The sequence below is a fragment of the Massilia sp. R2A-15 genome (assembly GCF_030704305.1).
Classification (GTDB): domain Bacteria; phylum Pseudomonadota; class Gammaproteobacteria; order Burkholderiales; family Burkholderiaceae_D; genus JAFCUW01.
Window position 1 is genome coordinate 3,500,832 of the sequence record NZ_CP131935.1, and the last position, 20,146, is coordinate 3,520,977.

General features: G+C 63.8%; 21 protein-coding genes and 1 tRNA gene. 13 read left to right on the top strand and 9 right to left on the bottom strand.

Going from position 1 to position 20,146, the window contains the following annotated elements; genetic code table 11:
- Window positions 1–33: 33 nt before the first annotated feature.
- Window positions 34–960: a sensor domain-containing diguanylate cyclase gene (locus Q4S45_RS16000; RefSeq protein ID WP_305505887.1), complete on the bottom strand. Its 927-nt coding sequence runs from the start codon at window positions 958–960 to the stop codon at window positions 34–36.
- A 680-nt stretch (window positions 961–1,640) separates the two neighbouring features.
- Here Q4S45_RS16000 and Q4S45_RS16005 point away from each other — a divergent pair.
- Both Q4S45_RS16005 and Q4S45_RS16010 read left to right on the top strand, forming a co-directional pair.
- Entirely contained in the window at window positions 1,641–2,240 is a 600-nt protein-coding gene (locus tag Q4S45_RS16005; RefSeq protein WP_305505889.1) for an RNA polymerase sigma factor, read from the top strand.
- A gap of 271 nt (window positions 2,241–2,511) precedes the next feature.
- Window positions 2,512–2,688 (top strand): hypothetical protein, encoded by a 177-nt coding sequence (locus Q4S45_RS16010; protein ID WP_305505891.1) that lies wholly within the window; start codon window positions 2,512–2,514, stop codon window positions 2,686–2,688.
- Window positions 2,689–2,756: 68 nt separating this feature from the next.
- Here the strand turns inward: Q4S45_RS16010 and Q4S45_RS16015 are convergent.
- The 3 genes from Q4S45_RS16015 to pepN all read right to left on the bottom strand — a co-directional run bounded on the left by Q4S45_RS16015 (window position 2,757) and on the right by pepN (window position 6,701).
- Window positions 2,757–2,832, bottom strand: a tRNA-Thr gene (locus Q4S45_RS16015).
- 144 nt (window positions 2,833–2,976) lie between these two features.
- On the bottom strand, window positions 2,977–3,978 hold the full coding sequence (locus tag Q4S45_RS16020; protein ID WP_305505897.1) for a class 1 fructose-bisphosphatase: 1,002 nt from the start codon (window positions 3,976–3,978) through the stop codon (window positions 2,977–2,979).
- A gap of 77 nt (window positions 3,979–4,055) precedes the next feature.
- Window positions 4,056–6,701, bottom strand: coding sequence for an aminopeptidase N (gene pepN / locus Q4S45_RS16025; RefSeq protein ID WP_305505899.1), 2,646 nt, complete (start codon window positions 6,699–6,701; stop codon window positions 4,056–4,058).
- 177 nt (window positions 6,702–6,878) lie between these two features.
- On the opposite strand from pepN, the gene Q4S45_RS16030 reads away from it, so the two are divergent.
- Window positions 6,879–7,496: a DUF4136 domain-containing protein gene (locus tag Q4S45_RS16030; protein WP_305505901.1), complete on the top strand. Its 618-nt coding sequence runs from the start codon at window positions 6,879–6,881 to the stop codon at window positions 7,494–7,496.
- Between the two features lie 91 nt (window positions 7,497–7,587).
- On the opposite strand, the gene Q4S45_RS16035 is transcribed toward Q4S45_RS16030, so the two are convergent.
- The 3 genes from Q4S45_RS16035 to Q4S45_RS16045 are packed head-to-tail and all read right to left on the bottom strand — an operon-like array spanning window position 7,588 to window position 9,873.
- Window positions 7,588–8,562: a quinone oxidoreductase gene (locus Q4S45_RS16035; RefSeq protein WP_305505903.1), complete on the bottom strand. Its 975-nt coding sequence runs from the start codon at window positions 8,560–8,562 to the stop codon at window positions 7,588–7,590.
- 16 nt (window positions 8,563–8,578) lie between these two features.
- The gene (locus Q4S45_RS16040; RefSeq protein WP_305505905.1) at window positions 8,579–8,962 is read right to left on the bottom strand and encodes a methylglyoxal synthase; all 384 of its coding nucleotides are present in this window, start codon (window positions 8,960–8,962) and stop codon (window positions 8,579–8,581) included.
- On the bottom strand, window positions 8,959–9,873 hold the full coding sequence (locus Q4S45_RS16045) for a DMT family transporter (RefSeq protein ID WP_305505907.1): 915 nt from the start codon (window positions 9,871–9,873) through the stop codon (window positions 8,959–8,961). Before Q4S45_RS16045 ends, Q4S45_RS16040 begins: the two co-directional genes overlap by 4 nt.
- A 236-nt stretch (window positions 9,874–10,109) precedes the next feature.
- On the opposite strand from Q4S45_RS16045, the gene Q4S45_RS16050 reads away from it, so the two are divergent.
- From Q4S45_RS16050 to Q4S45_RS16095, 10 genes are all read left to right on the top strand, one after another.
- Entirely contained in the window at window positions 10,110–10,835 is a 726-nt protein-coding gene (locus Q4S45_RS16050; protein ID WP_305505909.1) for a YebC/PmpR family DNA-binding transcriptional regulator, read from the top strand.
- Between the two features lie 11 nt (window positions 10,836–10,846).
- Window positions 10,847–12,115, top strand: coding sequence for a phosphoribosylamine--glycine ligase (purD, locus tag Q4S45_RS16055; protein WP_305505911.1), 1,269 nt, complete (start codon window positions 10,847–10,849; stop codon window positions 12,113–12,115).
- Between the two features lie 150 nt (window positions 12,116–12,265).
- Window positions 12,266–13,177: an oxygen-dependent coproporphyrinogen oxidase gene (gene hemF / locus Q4S45_RS16060; RefSeq protein ID WP_305505913.1), complete on the top strand. Its 912-nt coding sequence runs from the start codon at window positions 12,266–12,268 to the stop codon at window positions 13,175–13,177.
- A complete protein-coding gene (locus Q4S45_RS16065) occupies window positions 13,174–13,824 on the top strand; it encodes a nicotinate-nucleotide adenylyltransferase (protein ID WP_305505915.1) in 651 nt (216 codons plus the stop codon). Before hemF ends, Q4S45_RS16065 begins: the two co-directional genes overlap by 4 nt.
- The gene (gene rsfS / locus Q4S45_RS16070; RefSeq protein ID WP_305505917.1) at window positions 13,824–14,522 is read left to right on the top strand and encodes a ribosome silencing factor; all 699 of its coding nucleotides are present in this window, start codon (window positions 13,824–13,826) and stop codon (window positions 14,520–14,522) included. The genes Q4S45_RS16065 and rsfS overlap by 1 nt, the downstream gene beginning before the upstream one ends.
- 6 nt (window positions 14,523–14,528) lie before the next feature.
- Window positions 14,529–14,999 (top strand): 23S rRNA (pseudouridine(1915)-N(3))-methyltransferase RlmH, encoded by a 471-nt coding sequence (gene rlmH, locus Q4S45_RS16075; protein ID WP_305505919.1) that lies wholly within the window; start codon window positions 14,529–14,531, stop codon window positions 14,997–14,999.
- Window positions 15,000–15,019: 20 nt separating this feature from the next.
- The gene (locus Q4S45_RS16080; protein WP_305505921.1) at window positions 15,020–15,643 is read left to right on the top strand and encodes a nucleoside triphosphate pyrophosphatase; all 624 of its coding nucleotides are present in this window, start codon (window positions 15,020–15,022) and stop codon (window positions 15,641–15,643) included.
- A gap of 149 nt (window positions 15,644–15,792) precedes the next feature.
- A complete protein-coding gene (gene rng / locus Q4S45_RS16085) occupies window positions 15,793–17,256 on the top strand; it encodes a ribonuclease G (RefSeq protein ID WP_305505923.1) in 1,464 nt (487 codons plus the stop codon).
- A gap of 80 nt (window positions 17,257–17,336) precedes the next feature.
- On the top strand, window positions 17,337–18,002 hold the full coding sequence (locus Q4S45_RS16090) for a type 1 glutamine amidotransferase domain-containing protein (RefSeq protein WP_305505925.1): 666 nt from the start codon (window positions 17,337–17,339) through the stop codon (window positions 18,000–18,002).
- 133 nt (window positions 18,003–18,135) lie between these two features.
- Window positions 18,136–18,675: a DUF4402 domain-containing protein gene (locus tag Q4S45_RS16095; protein WP_305505927.1), complete on the top strand. Its 540-nt coding sequence runs from the start codon at window positions 18,136–18,138 to the stop codon at window positions 18,673–18,675.
- Here the strand turns inward: Q4S45_RS16095 and Q4S45_RS16100 are convergent.
- Window positions 18,672–19,343: an NAD(P)H-binding protein gene (locus tag Q4S45_RS16100; protein ID WP_305505929.1), complete on the bottom strand. Its 672-nt coding sequence runs from the start codon at window positions 19,341–19,343 to the stop codon at window positions 18,672–18,674. The two genes, Q4S45_RS16095 and Q4S45_RS16100, sit on opposite strands and share 4 nt — an antisense overlap.
- Before the next feature lie 2 nt (window positions 19,344–19,345).
- Window positions 19,346–20,125, bottom strand: coding sequence for a substrate-binding domain-containing protein (locus Q4S45_RS16105; protein ID WP_374046112.1), 780 nt, complete (start codon window positions 20,123–20,125; stop codon window positions 19,346–19,348).
- Between the last annotated feature and the right edge of the window lie 21 nt (window positions 20,126–20,146).

The window sequence follows — 20,146 nt, forward strand, 5'->3', positions numbered from 1 at the left end:
ATGCTCCGATAAAAAAACGCGGAGAACCGACGGTCACGCCTGGGCGCCGAAACCGGCGATCTGAACAGGTGTGGACCGGGCTCGCCTGGAGACCAGAGAACACAAACTCTGGGCTATTGCTACGGTGCCGCCTCCCCCTCGCTTTCCTCGATACATGGCCTCGTCGGCCCGCATCATGATCGTACGGACGTCATTGCCGTGGTCGGGAAAGAACGCCACCCCGATGCTGGCGCCGATTCTCAAGGTCACCCTTCCAAGGGAAAATGGCTGCGCAAGCTGGTTAACGAGATGCCGGCCGAGGTCGTAGGCGAGTTGCCTCGATGCCAGCGCCGGCAACATGACGACGAATTCGTCGCCGCCGTAGCGCCCGACCATGTCGCTGGCGCGGGTACCGCTGCGCAGGCGCGCGGTGACGGCGCGCAGCAGATCGTCGCCGGCGCCGTGACCGTGCACATCGTTGACCTCCTTGAAACCGTCGAGGTCGATGAACAGGACCGCGACGACCAGGCCAGTGTCGCGGGTCGCCGCGATCGCCTGGCGCAGCGATTCGACCAGAAACGACCGGCAGTACGCGCCAGTCAGTTCGTCGGTGCGGCTGCGCTCGCGTTCCCATTGCAGGGACCGCTCCGAAGTCGTCGCGTCATGCAGGACGCAGACAAAGAATGGCGTGGCATCGTCCGATTCCATCGCGCGCACCACGGCTTGCGCGGTGAACGTCGAGCGGTTCGCGCGCCTGACCGTGGCCGGCGCACCCGGTCCGTCGGGCAACGCCAGCGGCGACCGCCCTGGCGCGCCCTGAAGCGCTGCCGACGATGCACCACCGAATTCAATCAGGTCAGAAATGTTTTTGTGCACCAAATCGGTGCATTGATAACCCGTACCAATTGTGAATTCGCGATTGCACCATATTATCGTTCCATACCCATCGAAAATCAAAATCGGGACGCCGACCGATTGCATCGCGTTTCTATATAGTGCCGCCGTCATTAAATTGCCTGCCGCCGGCGCCAAATGGAAAGGTATTGGTCGATTCATGTTACCCGCCCCACCGATAAGTAATTCAAAATACAGATCGCGCTTTAAATCACTGCAATACGCTCACCACTGCCGGGCGTTCCTCCGCAATGGGGGGAGCTGCGGCGATGAATTACTACAAGAAACATTTTCTTTGCAGCACGTCTCCGGAACATTTATCCATTGCAACCTTTGTAGGACAACGCCCCGTCGATTTGTCGGTGTTTAACACCCACGACTAAGATTAACCCAATCTGCATATGCGCTGCGGATAAAAAAATAGATTGTGGTCAAATTTGATGGGTCAATGTTGCATCCACACATAGGCCTTGACATTCCTCAAACGGACCGCGCTCCCTGCCCCTCCCCACCCTATCGAGCATCAAATCTTTGCTCGGGGACATTAGTGTTTAATTTCGGAAATAACATTGCTCGCATAAATCAATCTTTTGAACAATAATTTCGCCTTTTGCCGTCAAGGGCGATAAACATTTCCCCACAGATGCGATTCCAGTCAATCCCTGCGGCCAACTCATTAATCAGGCTCAGCTATCGTCGCCAAATTCCCGGAATGTAAAGTTTTATCGCTAAGCTAAAAAAAAGCGAAATTTTCTGGAGATCGGATAATGAACACGCAAGAAAATGAAATGAGCCTGATCCGCAAAGTCATTAAAGGCGACACCGATCTGTTCGGCGAACTGGTGGCCACCCACCAAAAGCGTATCTTCCGCATGATTTCCTGCTTCACCGAGGATCGCGAAGAAGCCGCCGACCTGACCCAGGAGACCTTCCTCCAGGCCTTTCGCGGACTGTCCACCTTCCGAGGCGAATCGACCTTCTTCACGTGGCTCTACCGTATCGGGTTCAACGTCGCGGTCCGCGCGGCGCTGAAAAAGCGGCGGCTGTGCACGTCGGTGCCCCTCGACTCCGAGGCCAGCGAAGCTGCCATGGTCGAGCAAACAGAGGCGGCCAGCGCGTCTCCGCTGCAATTTCTTGAAGAAAAGGAGTTACTCCAGGCGATAGAGCGCGCGCTCGAGTCGATGCCGGAACAACTGCGCTCAGTGTTATTTCTGAGGCTGATCGAGGACCTGAGCTACACCGCGATTGCCGAGGCAGAGGCCATTCCGGTGAACACGGTGCGTTCGCGGCTGTGGCGGGCCCGCGCACAGCTAGCGATCAGGCTTGCCGAGCCCGGCGAGCGGCACGATCTGCCTGGCGCCCCATAAAATTTGACCGCGATGCGGGACGGACGATTTCCAGCCAATTGCAAGGGTGGCCGATTTAGGATCGATCAGCGATGTGGCGGGACGGACTGCTACATTTTTCATGCGCGTTCGTTTTATGGCGGCAGGCTAGTCCGGTGGCCTCAAACACCGGGCACCAACATTGTCGGGCGTTCAGTCACGATACGAGGCGATCATGCGATCCCGGGCCCAAAGCGTCCATTTTTCATACCGCGAGCTCACGTCCAGCACATATCACGCAATCAAACTGCTGATGGAGGAATCGGCCAAACGCGATGGCGCGCCAGGGCTGCAACGCAAGGACTGGGCGTATGGGATGTATCTCGGCTGGCGTACCTTGGTGATGGATCGCATCCCGCCAACCATCTTCCATCTCGATGACCGCGCGATCGAAGCGCTCCTGGCCGGCCGGCCGCCGCTGGCCCAATAAAAAACCCGCAGCCTCCTGGGAGAATGCGGGTCTTTTTGTAGCGTTCTGAACCAGATGCTACGGTGTTCTGGTGCCGCTTGCCGGAATCGAACTGGCGACCTTTTCATTACGAATGAACTGCTCTACCAACTGAGCTAAAGCGGCGACGACGCGTATTCTAGCAAGGTTTGGCCTGATCTTGCTAGTGCGAATTCAAGTTTGTCCGAATTGGATGCAATAAAGGCATGCTTTATGCAACCGGTTGCGCCAAAAACGAGGTCAGGTCCGCGGGACCAGACCCCACTTCGGTTACTCCGCGTGGTAGCGCGTGACTTGCTCGACTTCGTTTTTCGAGCCAAGGAACACCGGCACGCGCTGGTGCAGCTTGTGCGGCTCGATGTCGAGGATGCGCTGGCGCCCGTCGGTCGCCGCGCCGCCCGCCTGCTCGACGATCATCGCCATCGGATTGGCTTCGTACATCAGGCGCAGCTTGCCCGGCACCGAGGTGTCGCGCGTGTCGGCCGGGTACATGAAGATGCCGCCGCGGTTCAGGATGCGGTGCACGTCGGCCACCATCGAGGCGATCCAGCGCATGTTGAAGTCCTTCTGGCGCGGACCCGTCTTCCCGTCCAGCAGCTCACCCACGTAGCGCTGCACCGGCGCGTGCCAGTGGCGCTGGTTCGACATGTTGATCGCGAACTCCTTGGTGTCGGCCGGGATCTTCATGTCGCGCTGGGTCAGCACCCACGATCCCATCTCGCGGTCGAGCGTGAAGCAGTTGACGCCGTGGCCGGTGGTCAGCACCAGCATCGTCTGCGGGCCGTACACCGCGTAGCCGGCGGCGACCTGCTTGCTGCCGGCCTGCATGAAGTCCGCTTCGGTCGGCGTGCCCATGCCGTCCGGCGCCTTGAGAACCGAGAAGATGGTGCCGATCGAGACGTTGACGTCGATGTTCGACGAGCCGTCCAGCGGGTCGAACAGCAGCATGTATTCGCCCATTGGGTAGCGGTTCGGGATCGGGTGGATCGATTCCATCTCTTCCGACGCCATCGCCGCCAGGTGGCCGCCCCACTCGTTCGCCTCGAGCAGGATTTCGTTGGAGATCACGTCGAGCTTCTTCTGCACTTCGCCCTGGATGTTTTCGGTGTCGGCGCTGCCCAGGATGTCGCCCAGGGCGCCCTTGCCCACCGAGTGGCTGATGGTCTTGCAGGCGCGCGCGACCACTTCGATCAGCAGGCGCAGTTCGGCCGGAATGGTGTTGTTGGAGCGTTGTTCTTCAACCAGGTGCTGCGTGAGGCTGACGCGTTTCATGGACTTCCTTTTCTTGGGTAGATGGTGATGGCGTGTTCAAGGGCGGGGTCAGGTCCGGCGGACCTGACCCCATGTTTTTAGTTGGCGAGGGCCTTGCTGACCACTTCGCGCACGTCGTTCGACAGCTTCTTCACGCTCGCGACCTTCTGCAGCGCCTTCTTCATGTGCGTCTGCAGCGCCGGGGCGTAGCGGCGCCAGCGGTCCATCGAACGCGCCAGGCGGCTCGCCACCTGCGGGTTCAGCGCGTCGAGCGCGATCACCTGCTCGGCCCAGAACGCGTAGCCACTGCCATCGAACGCGTGGAATTGCGCCGGATTGCCGGAGCAGAAATTGAAGATCAGGCTGCGCGCGCGGTTCGGATTCTTCAGCGTGAAAGCGCGGTGCTTCATCAGCTCGCGCACTGCTTCCACGTCGGTGTCCGGCGCGGCCGCCTGCATGGCGAACCACTTGTCGATCACCAGCGCTTCGTGCTCGAACTCCTGGTAGAACGCGTGCAGCGCCGCCGTGGCGCCGTCCGCCTGCGCGTGGATCAGCGCACCCAGCGCGGCGACGCGGTCGGTCATGTTGCCGGCCTCGTTGAACTGGTCCTGCGCGAGCTTGACGCTGGTCGCATCGGGCGCGGCGGCCAGGTAGGCCAGTGCCAGGTTCTTCAGGCCGCGGCGGCCGGCCGACAGCGCATCCGGGCTGTACTCGCCCGGCGTGAGGTTGGCGTGGTACTGGCGGAACAGGTCGGCGCGCAGCGCGTCGCCGATCGCCGCGCGCATGAACTGGCGTGCGGTGTGGATCGCGTGCGGATTCACTTCGCGCATCTGCTCGGCGATCATGGTCTCCGACGGCAGCAACAAGGCCTGCTCGCGGAACGCCGGATCGAGCGTCTCGTCGGTCAGGATCTTGCGCATCGCGTCGATGAAGGTGGCGTCGAGCTGCGGCGGCACGCCTTCGAGCACCGCGTCGGCCAGCTTGAGCAGGCGCTCCATCGCCAGCCGCTGGCCGGCTTCCCAGCGGTTGACCGGGTCGCTGTCATGGCTGAACAGGTGCAGCAGCTGCTCGTCGGTGTAGGCGTATTCCAGCACCACCGGCGCGGAGAAGTCGCGCAGGATCGACGGCGTCGGCTCCTCGTTCACGCCGGTGAAGCTGAAGGTCTGCGATTCCTCGGTCAGTTCCAGCACGGCGGTCGATCCGTTCAAGTCGCCCTGGCCCAGCTGCATGTCGCGACCGTCCGCGCCCAGCAGGCCGACAGCGACCGGAATATGGAACGGCAGCTTCTTCGGCTGGCCGGGAGTGGACGGGCAGCTTTGGGTCAGCGTGATGGAATAGGTCTTGGCGGCGGCGTCGTAGTGCGTTTCGGCCTTGACCACCGGCGTGCCGGCCTGGCTGTACCAGCGCTCGAACAACGACAGGTCGCGCCCGCTGGCGTCGGACATCGCGGCGCGGAAGTCGTCGCAGGTCACGGCTTGGCCGTCGTGCCGCTCGAAGTACAGGTCCATGCCCTTGCGGAAGGCCTCGCGGCCGATCAGGGTCTGGTACATGCGCACCACTTCGGCGCCCTTTTCGTACACGGTGACGGTGTAGAAGTTGTTGATCTCGACGAAGGAGTCGGGCCGCACCGGGTGCGCCATCGGGCCGGCGTCTTCCGGAAACTGGGCCTGGCGCAGCGTGCGCACCTGGTCGATGCGGGTGACGGCGCGGCCGCTGGCGGTGCCGATCATGTCGGCCGAAAACTCCTGGTCGCGGAACACGGTCAGGCCTTCCTTGAGCGACAGCTGGAACCAGTCGCGGCACGTCACGCGGTTGCCGGTCCAGTTGTGAAAGTACTCGTGGCCCACCACCGCCTCGATGCCGGCGAAGTCCACGTCCGTCGCCACGCGCGGGTTGGCCAGCACGTACTTGGTGTTGAAGATGTTCAGGCCCTTGTTTTCCATCGCGCCCATGTTGAAGTCGCCCACCGCGACGATCATGAAGCGGTCCAGGTCCAGCTCCAGGCCGAAGCGCTCCTCGTCCCAGCGGATGCTGTTCTTCAGCGACTGCATCGCGTAGTCGGTCTTGTCGAGGTTACCGTCTTCCACCCACACCTGCAGCAGCGCGTCGCGGCCATCCTTCAGGCGGAAGATCTCTTCCTGGCACACCAGCCGCGCCGCGACCAGCGCGAACAGGTAGGACGGCTTGCGGAATGGGTCTTCCCACTTGGCGTAGTGGCGGCCGTCCGGCAGCACGCCCTCCTCGACCAGGTTGCCGTTCGAGAGCAGCACCGGGTACTTGCTCTTGTCGGCGCGCAGCATCACGGTGTACACGGCCATCACGTCAGGGCGGTCCGGGAAATAGGTGATGGCGCGGAAGCCCTCGGCCTCGCACTGCGTGTAGAAGCTGCCGTTCGAGGTGTACAGGCCGTTGAGCGTGGTGTTCTTCTCGGGCGCGCAGGTGGTCTCGATTTCCAGCGTGACGTTTTCCGGCGCGCCGGCGATGCGCAGCACGTTGTTCTCAAGGCGGTAATCGCGCTTCCCCAGCGTCTTGCCGTTCATGCGCAGCGCGACCAGCTCGATGTTTTCGCCGTACAGCTCGATGCCGCTGCGATCCAGGCTGTCGGGATTGCGCCGCATCGTCATGCGGTTGGCGACGATGGTGCGGGCCGGGTCGAGGTCGAAGCCGAGTTCCACCGTATCGACCAGGTAGGCTGGCGGCGTGTAATCGTTCCGGTAGATGGTGTGGGGATTGTCTGTGCGCATGGGGAACCGGGGAGGACAAGTGGACGAAAGTCTATTTTACCAATACCGCCACTGGCCCGCTCCGGCCGCTGCATGTATCACTGTGTCTTGTGCGGTAACATTCTGTAAATCTTTTGCCTTTCAACAGCGCGCCGCATACACTCAAATAGGGAAAAAACGATGTTCTTGGAGACCTCGATGAAACGCATTGTATTGACAGCTGCTGCCGCACTTGTGCTGCTGCTCGGCGGCTGTGCCACCACCATCCGCAGCGACGTCACCACCTTCCACGAATGGCCGGCGCAGATGGCCGAGAAGACCTATGTGTTCGACGCGCCGCCGCCGCAGGGCGATACGCTGGAATACCGCAGCTACCAGAACCTGGTGCGCGCGCAGCTGTCGAAGCTGGGCTTCCAGGAGTCGTCCGGCGCCGCGGCGCTGCAGGTGGCGATGCGCTACACCACCACCGACGTGCCGGTACGGGTGGTGCAGGCGGTCGATCCCTTCTTCTATCCGGGCCGCTTCGGGTACGGGCCGTACCACCGGCGCGGCTACTGGGGTGGCGGGTTCTACGATCCGTTCTGGGGCGTGCCGCGCTATGAAGTGGTGGAGCGCCATGTCTATCAGCGCGACTTGCAGGTGGCGATCCGCTCGGCCAGGGATGGCAAACCGCTGTTCGACGTGACCGTGCATAACAACAGCGGCGAGGCATCGACGCCGGCGATGATGCCGGCGCTGGTGCAAAGCGCGTTCGAGGGATTCCCCGGGCCGAATGGCGGCGCGCGGCGGATCGAGCTGGTGAAGCAGAACGGCTGATCCAACATGGGGTCAGGTCCGCAGGACCAGACCCCGATCGGCGGCCGTCGCGGGCCGGGGTCAGGTCCGCAGGACCAGACCCCATTTGCATCTAAGGCAGCAAAATCGACGACCCGGTCGTCTTGCGCGCTTCCAGCTCGATATGGGCCTGCGCCGCATCGGCCAGCTTGTAGCGCTGCCGGATATCGATCGTCACCTTCCCGCTTTCGACCATCTGGAACAGGTCCGCCGCCATCGCTTCCAGGTCCGGCCGCTTGGCCGCATACGAAAACAGCGCCGGCCGCGTGACGAACAGCGAGCCGCGCGACGCCAGCTCGGAGAGCGAAAACGGCGGCACCGGCCCCGTCGCATTGCCGAAGCTGACCATCATTCCCAGCGGCCGCAGGCAGTCCAGCGATCCGAAGAAGGTGTCCTTGCCGATCGAGTCGTACACCACCGGCACCTTCTCGCCATTGGTGATCTCCTTGACCCGCTCGACGAAATTCTCGGTGTTGTAGTTGATGACGTGCGCCGCGCCCGCCGCGGTGGCCAGCGCCGCTTTCTCGCTCGATCCCACCGTGCCGATCAAATTTGCGCCGATCGCCTTCGCCCACTGGCAGGCGATCAGCCCCACTCCGCCCGCCGCCGCATGGAACAGGATGGTGTCGCCGGCCTTGACCTTGTAGGTGCGGTTCAGCAGGTACTGCACCGTCAGCCCCTTGAGCATCATCGCCGCGCCGGTCTCGAAATCGATCCCGTCGGGCAGGCGCAGCAAAATCGCCGCCGGCATTATGCGAGATTGCGCATAACTTCCCAGCGGCCGGCCGGCGTAGGCCACGCGGTCGCCCACCTTCACTTCGGTCACGCCCTCGCCGATCGCCTCGACCACGCCGGCGCCTTCCATGCCCAGGCCGGACGGCATTGTCTGCGGATACAGGCCGGTGCGGAAGTACACGTCGATGAAGTTGACGCCGATCGCCTCGTGGCGCACGCGCGCTTCGCCCGGCCCCGGCTCGCCCACTTCGACGTCGACGTATTCCATCACTTCGGGGCCGCCGGTGCGGGTCATGCGGATTGCTTTGCTCATTCTCGTTCTCCGTGTCTTATTTGCGGGAAGCTGCCTTCAGTTGGGTCAGCACCAGGTGCGCCGTCGAGAGGTTGGTCGCGCAGGCGACGTTGTGCACGTCGCAGGCGCGCACCAGCGCGTTGATGTCCGGTTCGTGCGGCTGCGGCGTCATCGGGTCGCGCAGGAAGATGATGGCGTCGAGCCGCCCCTCCACCAGTTCGGCGCCGATCTGCAGGTCGCCGCCGTACGGGCCGGAGTGCTTGCGCTCGACCGTCAGCCCCAGCTCGTTGGCCAGGCGCCCGCCGGTGGTGCCGGTGGCCATCAGGGTGCAGCCGCGCAGGAAGTCGAGGTACTGGGCGGCCAGCGCCACCATGTCGTCCTTCTTCTTGTCGTGCGCGATTAATGCGATGCGTGGTTTCATGATGTTTTTTTCTGGGACAGCATATAAATACCGCCGATGACCAGCGCCGTGCCGGCCAGCTGGATCGCGGTGACCGGCTCGCCCAGGATCAGCGCGCCGAGGAACAGGGTCGACACCGGCCCGATCATGCCGGCCTGCGATGCGGTGGCCGCGCCGATGCGCTGCACCGCGATCATCGTCATGAACACCGGGAAGATCGTACAGAATATCCCATTTACCAGCGAAAGCCAGTACACCGGTGCGGGCTGGATCAGCAGGCTGGCCGGCCGCAGGAGGAAGAACTGGGCGATGCAGGCGGCGGAGGAGACGCACATCGCGTACGCCACCAGGCGCAGCGATCCGATGCGCTTGACCATCTCGCCGGTGAACAGCAGGTAGACCGCGTAGCAGGCGGCGGATCCGAGCACCAGCAGCGAGCCGATCGCCGTGCTGCCGGCGCCGCCGGTCAGGTCGTGCACGAACACCAGCACGATGCCGCAATAGGACAGCGCCAGCGCGATCCACTCGATGCGGCCGATGTGGCGCTTGAAGAGCACGGACGTCATCAGCAGCACGAAGGTCGGCGTCAGGAACAGGATCAGGCGTTCGAGGCCGACCGAGATGTACTGCAGGCCGAGGAAGTCGAGATAGCTGGAGAGGTAGTAGCCGATCAGGCCCAGGCCGACCAGGCGCCAGCGGTCGGCCACGGAAAGCGGTGGGCCGGCGCGCATCTTCCAGACCGCCACCGCGGCGAACACCGGCAGCGAGAACAGCATGCGGAAGGCGATCAGGGTGACGGCGTCGATGTGATAGCGGTACAGCAGCTTGGCGACGACCGCCTTGGTGGAAAACAGCACGGCGCCACCGATGGCGATGGCCAGGCCGCCGATAAGCGCGGAACGATCGGGATGGATTGCTGCGGTATGAGTCATCGGCCAATTGTAGAGTGATTCACAATTCGCCGCTGACCGCTTGTCGTTCCTGCGCAGGCAGGAACCCATGCTGAATCAGAGCCGCCTCGGGCTCGAATGTCAGCGGCTGACGCACACTCAGTATGGGTTCCTGCCTTCGCAGGAACGACGGTTTCGAGGATAGCGGCCGGATTTCGCCGCCCCTCCCTATGCTAAAATGTTGGCCACTCAAGCACACCATCTTAGGAACATTCGACATGGCTGGACACAGCAAATGGGCCAACATCAAGCATAAAAAGGCCGCCACCGACGCCAAGCGCGGCAAGATCTGGACGCGCCTGATCAAGGAAATCACGGTCGCCGCACGCATGGGCGGCGCCGACGTGGACGCCAATCCGCGCCTGCGCCTGGCCGTGGACAAGGCCGCCGACGCCAACATGCCGAAGGAGAACGTGACGCGCGCGATCCAGCGCGGCTCGGGCAGCCTGGAAGGTGTCAACTACGAAGAGGTGCGCTACGAGGGCTACGGCATCGGCGGCGCCGCCATCATCGTCGACTGCATGACCGACAACCGCGTGCGCACCGTGGCCGAAGTTCGCCACGCCTTCAACAAACATGGCGGCAACATGGGCACCGAAGGCTCGGTCGCATTCATGTTCAAGCACTGCGGCCAGCTGATGTTCGCACCCGGCGTGGACGAGGACAAGCTGATGGAAGCTGCCCTCGAAGCCGGCGCCGACGACGTGATCCAGGACGAGGAAGGCGGCTTCGAAGTGCTGTGCGATCCGTTCTCCTTCGCCGGCGTGAAGGACGCGCTGGAAAAAGCAGGCTTCAAGGCCGAAGTGGCCGAGATCATCATGAAGCCGGCCACCGAGACCGTGTTCACCGGCGAAGACGCGATCAAGATGCAGAAGATCCTCGACGCGCTCGAGAACCTCGACGACGTGCAGGAAGTCTATACCAACGCCCTGATCGAAGATTAAGTAAGGCTCTTATGAAAATCCTGGTAGTCGGCTCTGGCGGCCGCGAACACGCACTGGCCTGGAAACTGGCCCAATCGGACCGCATCCAGATGGTGTATGTCGCACCGGGCAACGGCGGCACCGCGCGCGACGTCCGTCTGGTCAATGTCGACATCACCGATCCGGCCGCGCTGGCCGACTTTGCCCAGGCCGAGCATATCGGGCTGACCGTGGTCGGTCCCGAAGTGCCGCTGGCCGCCGGCATCGTCAACCTGTTCCGCGGGCGCGGCCTGAAGATCTTCGGCCCCACCAAGGAAGCGGCGCAGCTGGAAAGCTCGAAGGATTTCGCCAAGAGCTTCATGAAGCGCCACGGCATTCCGACCGCCGACTCCCTCACCTTCACCGACGTGAACGAAGCGCACGCCTACATCAAGCTGAAGGGCGCGCCGATCGTCATCAAGGCCGACGGCCTGGCAGCCGGCAAAGGCGTGGTCGTCGCGATGACGCTGGAAGAGGCGCATGCCGCGGCTGAGGATATGCTGACCGATAACAAGCTGGGCGACGCCGGCGCGCGCATCGTGGTCGAAGAATTTTTGGCCGGCGAGGAAGCGAGCTTCATCGTCATGTGCGACGGGAAGAACGTGCTGCCGCTGGCCACCAGCCAGGATCACAAGCGCCTGAAGGACCACGACGAAGGCCCGAACACGGGCGGCATGGGCGCCTATTCGCCGGCGCCGATCGTCACGCCGGCGATGCACGCGCGCGTCATGCGCGAGATCATCAACCCGACCATCGCCGGCATGGCCAGGGACGGCATCACCTTCACCGGCTTTCTCTATGCGGGCCTGATGATCGACGCGGCCGGCAATCCGAAGACGCTGGAATTCAACTGCCGCATGGGCGACCCGGAGACGCAGCCGATCATGGCGCGCCTGAAGAGCGACCTGGTCAACGTGATGGAGCACGCTGTCAACGGCACGCTCGACGCGGTGGAGCTGGACTGGGACCGGCGCACGGCGGTCGGCGTGGTGATGGCGGCGGCCGGCTATCCGGACAGCCCGCGCAAGGGCGACGTCATCGACGGCATTCCAGCCGAGACGGCAGAATGCGTGACCTTCCATGCCGGGACTACGATCGCGGGCGGCACCCTGCAGACCTCGGGCGGGCGCGTGCTGTGCGTGGTGGGTCTGGGCGACAGCGTCAAGATGGCGCAGAAGCAGGCGTATGAAACGGTTGACAAGATCCACTTCAACGGCGCGCAGTTCCGCCGCGATATCGGCTGGCGCGGGCTGAAGCACTGACTAATTGATTAGGGGGTCTGGTCCTGCGGACCTGACCCCATCTTGAACTACAGGGAAAAAGGGGTCAGGTCCGCAGGACCAGACCCCGGCCGCGTTTTTGCAGTAGTGTACAATTCGTCCTCACTTTTTTATTCCCCGACCACGCCCCCGATGTCCGCCCCCTCCCCTCAAGCCGTCAAGGCCTGGCTGCTCGACCTGCAGAACCGCATTGTCTCCGCCCTCGAAAGCGTTGACGGCAAGCCGTTCGCGCGCGACGAGTGGCAGCGCCCCGAAGGCGGCGGCGGCATCTCGCGCCTGATCGAGGAAGGCAACGTGTTCGAACGCGGCGGCTGTAACTTCTCGCACGTGACCGGCGCCAGCCTGCCCCCGTCGGCGGTGCACGCGCGCCCCGAACTGGCTGGCCGCGCCTGGGAAGCGATGGGCGTGTCGCTGGTGCTCCATCCGCGCAATCCGTACGCGCCGACCGTCCACATGAACGTGCGCTTTTTCGAAGCGACCGCCGAAGGCAAGGACCCGGTGTGGTGGTTCGGCGGCGGCATGGACCTGACGCCCTACTACGGCTTCGCCGAAGACGCGCGCCACTTCCACCAGGTCTGCCACGACGCGCTCGCGCCCTTCGGCGACGACCTGCACGCGCGCTTCAAGAAGTGGTGCGACGAGTACTTCTACCTGAAGCACCGCAAGGAACCACGCGGCGTCGGCGGCATCTTCTTCGACGACTTCAACGAGGCCGGCTTCGACCGGAGCTACGCGATGACGCAAAGCGTCGGCGACGCCTTCCTCGACGCCTACCTGCCGATCCTCCAGCGCCGCAAGGACACGCCGTACGGCGAGCGCGAACGCGACTTCCAGGCCTACCGGCGCGGCCGCTACGTCGAGTTCAACCTGGTGTGGGACCGCGGCACGCTGTTCGGCCTGCAGTCGGGAGGACGCACCGAGGCGATCCTGATGTCGATGCCGCCGATCGTGAAGTGGCGCTACGACTGGCATCCGGCGCCAGGCAGCCCGGAGGCTGCGCTGGCCACCGACTTCCTGGTCCATAAAGACTGGCTCGCGACGTGACCTTCTGCGTCGCACTGCTGGGAGGCAGTTTCGACCCGGTCCATCACGGCCACGTTGCGCTTGCAGCCCTGTTTGATTCACTGCTCCACCCAAACCAGCTGCGCGTGATCCCGGCCGGGAACCCGTGGCAGAAAAACGGTTTGAAGACCAGCGCCGCCGACCGCGTCGCGATGGTCGAACTGGCGTTTCGCGAGGCCGGCCTCGAAATCGTCATCGACCGCCAGGAGATCGAACGCACCACGGCGACCTACACCATCGACACGCTGCGCCACGTGCGCGCGGAACTGGGGCCGGATGCGTCGATCGTCTTCCTGATGGGCGCCGACCAGCTGCAGCAACTGGATACGTGGCGCGACTGGCGCGCGCTGTTCGACTACGCCCACATCGGCGTGGGCGCGCGCCCGGGTTACGCGCTGGACCAGGCGGCCTTGCCGCCGGCCGTCGCACAAGAATTCATGGTACGCCAGGGGAGCCTGGAACAGCTTCGTACCACACCGTCCGGCAGGGTTTTCCTGGCCGAGACGCTGGCCGTGGACGTCTCAGCCACCCAGGTCCGTGCTGCATTGCAACGGGGAGAACAGGCAAACTCGCTTATCTCGCCGGTAGTGCTAGACTACATTCAACAACATAATCTATACAAAATCTAATGGATATCAAAAAACTGCAAGCCCTGGTCGTGGACGCTCTCGAGGACGTCAAGGGCCAGGAAATCGCCGTGTTCGACACCGTGCACCTGACCAGCCTTTTCGACCGCATCGCCGTCGTCTCGGGTACCTCGAACCGCCAGACCAAGGCGCTTGCCGCGTCGGTGCGCGATAAAGTCAAGGATGCCGGCGGCGACGTGATCGGCATCGAGGGCGAAGACACCGGCGAATGGGTGCTGGTCGACCTGGGCGACATGATCGTCCACATCATGCAGCCGGCGATCCGCCAGTACTACCGCCTGGAAGAAATCTGGGGCGACAAGCCGGTCAAGCTGGGCGCCGCCAAGCGCAAGTCCACCCCGGCTTCGGCCGAAGCCTCCGAGTCCAAGGTCAAGTCGAAGCACCTGGCGTCGACCCAGGACGCGCCGGAAGTCAAGCCGATCAAGGAAGCCAAGCCTGCCGCCGCCAAGAAGGCCGCCGCGAAGAAGACCGCCGCCGCCAAGCCGGCAGCGAAGAAGGCCGCCGCCACCAAGGCCGTCGGCAAGACCGTCAAGGTCGCGCCGACCAAGACCGAAGTGGCCGCCGTCAAGGCGCTCAAGGAGCAGCCGCCGAAGCGCGTCGCCAAGGCCAAGCCGGCCGCCGACGCCGTGCCGGAAAAGAAGGTCATCAAGCGCGTGGCCAAGAAGGTCGAGGCAGAGTAAGCGCGAATGCAGCTCATTATCGCTGCGGTCGGCCACAAGATGCCGGCCTGGATCGAGACCGGCTTTTCCGAGTACACCAAGCGCATGCCGCCCGAGCTGCGCATCGTGCTCAAGGAAATCAAGCCGGTCGAGCGCTCCGGCAGCAAGACCGCCGCCACCGCGATGGCGCTCGAGCGCGAGCGCATCGAGGCGGTCCTTCCGAAGAGCGTGCGCATCATCGCCCTCGATGAACGCGGCAAGGACCTCACCAGCGTCGGCCTGTCGCAGCAGCTGATGGCCTGGCAGCAGGATGGGCGCGACACCGCCTTCCTGATCGGCGGGGCCGACGGCCTCGATCCCGAACTGAAGGCGAAGGCGGAAGGACTGATCCGCATATCCAGCATGACGCTCCCGCACGGCATGGTGCGTGTTATGCTGGCAGAGCAGCTGTATAGGGCGTGGTCGATCACGCAGAACCACCCCTATCACCGCGTCTGATCAATCCACGTTCCTTTTCGATGAAACTGCTCGATAACAAAATCTACCTGGCTTCCAAGAGCCCGCGTCGCCGTGAACTGCTGCGCCAGATCGGCGTCGAGTTCGAACTGCTCATGCTGCGCAACGACGCCTCGCGCGGCGGTCCCGACGTCTCCGAAATCGAGCTGCCCGGCGAGTCGCCGGCCGTGTATGTCGCGCGTGTCGCCGGCGAGAAGGCGGCGTTCGCGTTCAATGTTGTGCAGATGCGCCGCATGCCGCCGCGCCCTGTGCTGGCGGCCGATACCACCGTCACCATCGACGGCGAGATCCTCGGCAAGCCGGCCGACCCGGACGAAGCGGCGCGCATGCTCGAGCGCCTGTCCGGCCGCACCCACCAGGTGCTGACGTCGGTCGCGGTCCATCACACCAACATGGCCGAACAGTTTACCCAGGTGTCGCAGGTGCGCTTTGCGACCCTGAGCGCGGCGTCGATCAAGGCCTACTGCGCCAGCGCCGAGCCGTACGACAAGGCCGGCGGCTACGGCATCCAGGGACTGGCCGCGCTGTTCGTCGAGCATATCGAAGGCAGCCACTCGGGCATCATGGGCCTGCCGCTGTACGAAACGGCCAAGCTGCTGCGCCAAGCCGGCGTGCCGCTGCCGTAACGCCAACCGGTTGTCGTACCTGCGCAGGCAGGTACCTATACTGAATACGCTTTCCCTCTGGTTTCACTCAGCATGGGTACCTGCCTTCGCAGGTACGACGCGCAACTGCAATGCCCCACTTTGGGGACCGGCGCGTGTATCATCGCGCTATGAACGAAGACATCCTCATCAACATTACGCCCCAGGAGACGCGCGTCGCGCTGGTCCTGCAGGGAGCCGTGCAGGAACTGCACATCGAGCGCACGCTCACGCGCGGCCTGGCCGGCAACGTCTACCTTGGCAAAGTCGTGCGCGTGCTGCCGGGGATGCAGTCGGCGTTCATCGACATCGGCCTCGAACGCGCCGCCTTCCTGCACGTCGCCGACATCTGGGAAGCGCGCCCGCACGACGGCCCCGCCGTCGCCCCCACCGCCATCGAGAAGATCCTGTTCGACGGCCAGGTGCTGACGGTGCAGGTGATCAAGGACCCGATCGGCACCAAGGGCGCGCGCCTGTCCACGCAGATCTCGATCGCCGGCCGCATGCTGGTGTACCTGCCGCAGGACAGCCACATCGGCATCTCGCAGAAGATCGAAAAGGAGTCCGACCGCGACCTGCTGCGCAGCCGCCTGCAAAGCCTGCTGCCGCCGGAAGAAAAAGGCGGCTACATCGTGCGCACGATGGCCGAGGAAGCGACCGACGCCGACCTGCAGGCCGACGTGGACTACCTGCGCAAGACCTGGAGCGCGATCTGCCTTGGCGCGCGCACGCGGCCGGCCACCAGCCTGCTGTACCAGGATCTGAACCTGGCCCAGCGCGTACTGCGCGACTTCGTGCATGACGAGACGGCGAGCATCCAGGTGGACTCGCGTGAGAACTATGTCAACCTGGTCGATTTCGCCAAGGCCTACACGCCGACCGAGCTGCCGCGCCTGCAGCACTACACCGGCGAGCGGCCGCTGTTCGATTTGTACGGCGTCGAGGAAGAAATCCTGCGCGCGCTGGGCCGGCGCGTGGACCTCAAGTCCGGCGGCTACCTGATCGTCGACCAGACCGAGGCGATGACCACCATCGACGTGAACACCGGCGGCTTTGTCGGCGGGCGCAACTTCGCCGACACCATCTTCAAGACCAACCTGGAAGCGGCGCACGCGATCGCGCGCCAGCTGCGGCTGCGCAACCTGGGCGGCATCATCATCCTCGACTTCATCGACATGGACAACAACGAGCATCGCAACGCGGTGCTGGCCGAGCTGAAAAAGACGCTGTCGCGCGACCGCACCAAGGTGTCGGTCAGCGGCTTCTCGGCGCTGGGGCTGGTGGAGATGACGAGAAAGCGCACGCGCGAGTCGCTGGCGCATATCCTGTGCGAGCCCTGCCCCGCGTGCGCCGGCAAGGGCCAGGTCAAGACCAGCCGCACCATCTGCTACGAGATCCTGCGCGAGCTGCTGCGCGAGGCGAAGCAGTTCAACCCGCGCGAGTTCCGCATCCTGGCATCGCAGGAAGTGGTGGACCTGTTCCTGGAGGAAGAGTCGCAGCACCTGGCGATGCTGGGCGACTTCATCGGCAAGCGCATCTCGCTGCAGGTGGAGAACGCCTATCACCAGGAGCAGTACGACGTCATTTTGATGTAGTCGCGCGCCGGGAGTCGTGCGCGAAGTTCGGCGGAATCGGAGTAAGCTTTATTTTTTTCGCAAGCTGAAACGGAGATGCAATGAACGTCCTGATGGTACTAACCTCGCACGACAAACTGGGCGACACGGGCAAGAAGACCGGCTTCTGGCTGGAAGAATTCGCCGCGCCCTACTACGTCTTCAAGGACGCCGGCGCAAAGATTACGCTGGCGTCGCCCAAAGGCGGCCAGCCGCCGCTCGATCCGAAGAGTGACGAACCCGACGCGCAAAGCGACGACACGCGCCGCTTCAAGGCCGACGCCGAGGCGCAGAAAGCGTTGGCGAACACGGTCAAGCTGTCGACCGTGTCCGCCGAGGATTTCGACACCGTGTTCTACCCCGGCGGCCACGGTCCGCTGTGGGACCTCGCCGAGGACAAGGATTCCATCAAGCTGATCGAGTCCATGCACGGTGCCGGCAAGCTGGTGACGGCGGTGTGCCACGCGCCGGGGATCTTCAAAAATACCAAATCGATCGTCGACGGCAGGCAGGTCACGGGCTTCACCAATACCGAAGAGGCCGCGGTACAGTTGACCGACGTGGTACCATTCCTGGTTGAGGACATGCTCAAGGCGAACGGCGGAAAATACAGCAAGGGCGCCGATTGGGCGCCGCACGTGGTCAGCGACGGAAACCTGATCACTGGCCAGAACCCGGCATCGTCGGGACCGGCCGCCGAGGCGGCGCTGAAGTACCTGAAGCGCTAGTTGAAACATGGGGTCTGGCCCTGCGGACCTGGCCCCTTTTCACTTCACTCGCCCAAGATTATACAAATATCAATACAGTGTCGGAAAAGCAGCGCATTGTTATTGCATTAACTTTTAACGAACCGCGCCGCTGATGGACGCCCGACCTGCCGCCAACCTGGCCTGCTTCAAGATTGCGTTGATTGCGCTCGCCTTGATCGCCAGCGACCGTACTCTCGCCGCTGTCGGCACCGCAAGCGCGAGCTGCACGGTGCTCGAGCCGATCGCGGTGACGAAGTCTGCCGACCTGTCATTCGGTAGGTTCGCCGCCGGGCCTGGCGGCACCGTCACCGTCAGCACCAGCGGTGTGCGCACCGCCAGCGGCATCGTTCCATCGGCGGACGCTGGCGCCCCGAGCGCCGCAATATTCCTCGTCACCGGAAGCCATGGCGCGACCTTCAGCATCCGGCACGCCGCCAGCGCCGCCCTGTCGCGCACCGCGGGTTCCGAGTCGATGACGCTGACGACGTTCAGCGACCTCACCGCGGCAAACGCAACCTCCGGCACCGTCGCCGGAGGCACGCTCAGCGCGGGTACGCAATCCATCCACATCGGCGGCACCTTGAACGTCGCGCCGAATCAGCCCGTCGGGAACTATGCCGGCGAAGTGTCCGTCACGGTCGAATACAACTAAGCCGGCTTGCTCAAGGCATTGATGTCCGCGGCTTCGAGCACGCGCTTCGGCGCGCCATGCCGCACCGCGTTCAGCATGGCCTGTCCCATCTGCGGCGTGCTCAGGATCTGATCCGGCAGCATCGCCCGCAGCAGCGGCAGCAGCGGCTTGGTCAGCGTGTAGAACCACCGGTACGAGCTTGTTTTCGACTTCACGCCGAACATCGGCTGGATCATCCCCGGCCTGAAAATGTACACGCCGCGGAACGGCAGCTTGAGCAGCGCGTTCTCGGTCCTGCCGCGCACCCGCTCCCACATCGTGCGGCTGGTCTCGCTGCTGTCGGCGCCGGCGCCCGACACGTACACGAACACCATCTGCGGATTACGCCGCGCCAGCATGGTCGCCGCCGCCAGCGTCAGGTCGTACGTCATGTGCGTGTACTGTTTTTCCGCCATGCCCGACGAGGTGACGCCGATGCAGAAGAAGCAGGCGTCGAAGCCCGCCAGCTCCTCCTCCACATTCGCGTAGTCCCACATCTCGGCGTGCACCAGCTCGCGCAGCTTGGGATGCTGCTGGCCAGTCGGCGTGCGGCCGACCGTCACCACCTGCTCCACGTCGGACGCGGCCAGGCACTCGCGCAGCACGCCCTGCCCGACCATGCCGGTGGCGCCGAAAACGATCACCTTCATGGTCAGCGCGCCGCCGAAGGGTAGAACAGCTGCTGCCCGGACGGCTTGAACGCCGCGATGCGCGCCTGCCCTTCGCTCGACGTGATCCAGTCGATCAGCAGCTTCGCGCCCTTGTAGTTGACGTCCTTGTGCTTTGCCGGATTGACCGCGATGATCCCGTACGGGTTGAACATCGACTTGTCGCCCTCGACCACGATCTCCAGCCCCGTCTTGGCCTTGTACGCGCCGTAAGTCGCGCGGTCGGTCAGCGTGTACGCCTGCAGCTCGGCGGCCATGTTCAGCACTTCGCCCATGCCCAGGCCCGCGGAGATATAACTGGTTCCCGACGGCTGGACGCCGGCGGCCTTCCAGTAGTTCTTCTCCATGATGTCGGTGCCGGAGTTGTCGCCGCGCGAAATGAACTTCGCTCCGCTCGCATGGATCTTGCGGAACGCGGCCAGCACGTCCTTCCCGCCGCGAATGTGGGCCGGATCGGCCACCGGCCCCGCCACCACGAAGTCGTTGTACATCACGTCGCGGCGATCGACGCCGTAGCCGTCGGCGACGAACTTGTCTTCCATCGGCCGCGCATGCACCAGCGTCACGTCCACGTCGCCGTTCCTGGCCAGCTCCAGCGCCTTGCCGGTGCCGACGGAAATGACGTTGACCTTGGCGCCCGTCTTCGCTTCGAACGCCGGCAGCAGCCAGCCCAGCAAACCCGAGTTCTCGGTGCTGGTGGTGGTCGACATGCGGATCACGTCGGCGGCGGAGGCGGCGCCGCCGGCAAACGATGCGGCGATCATCAATGCTAAGAGGGTGCGGCG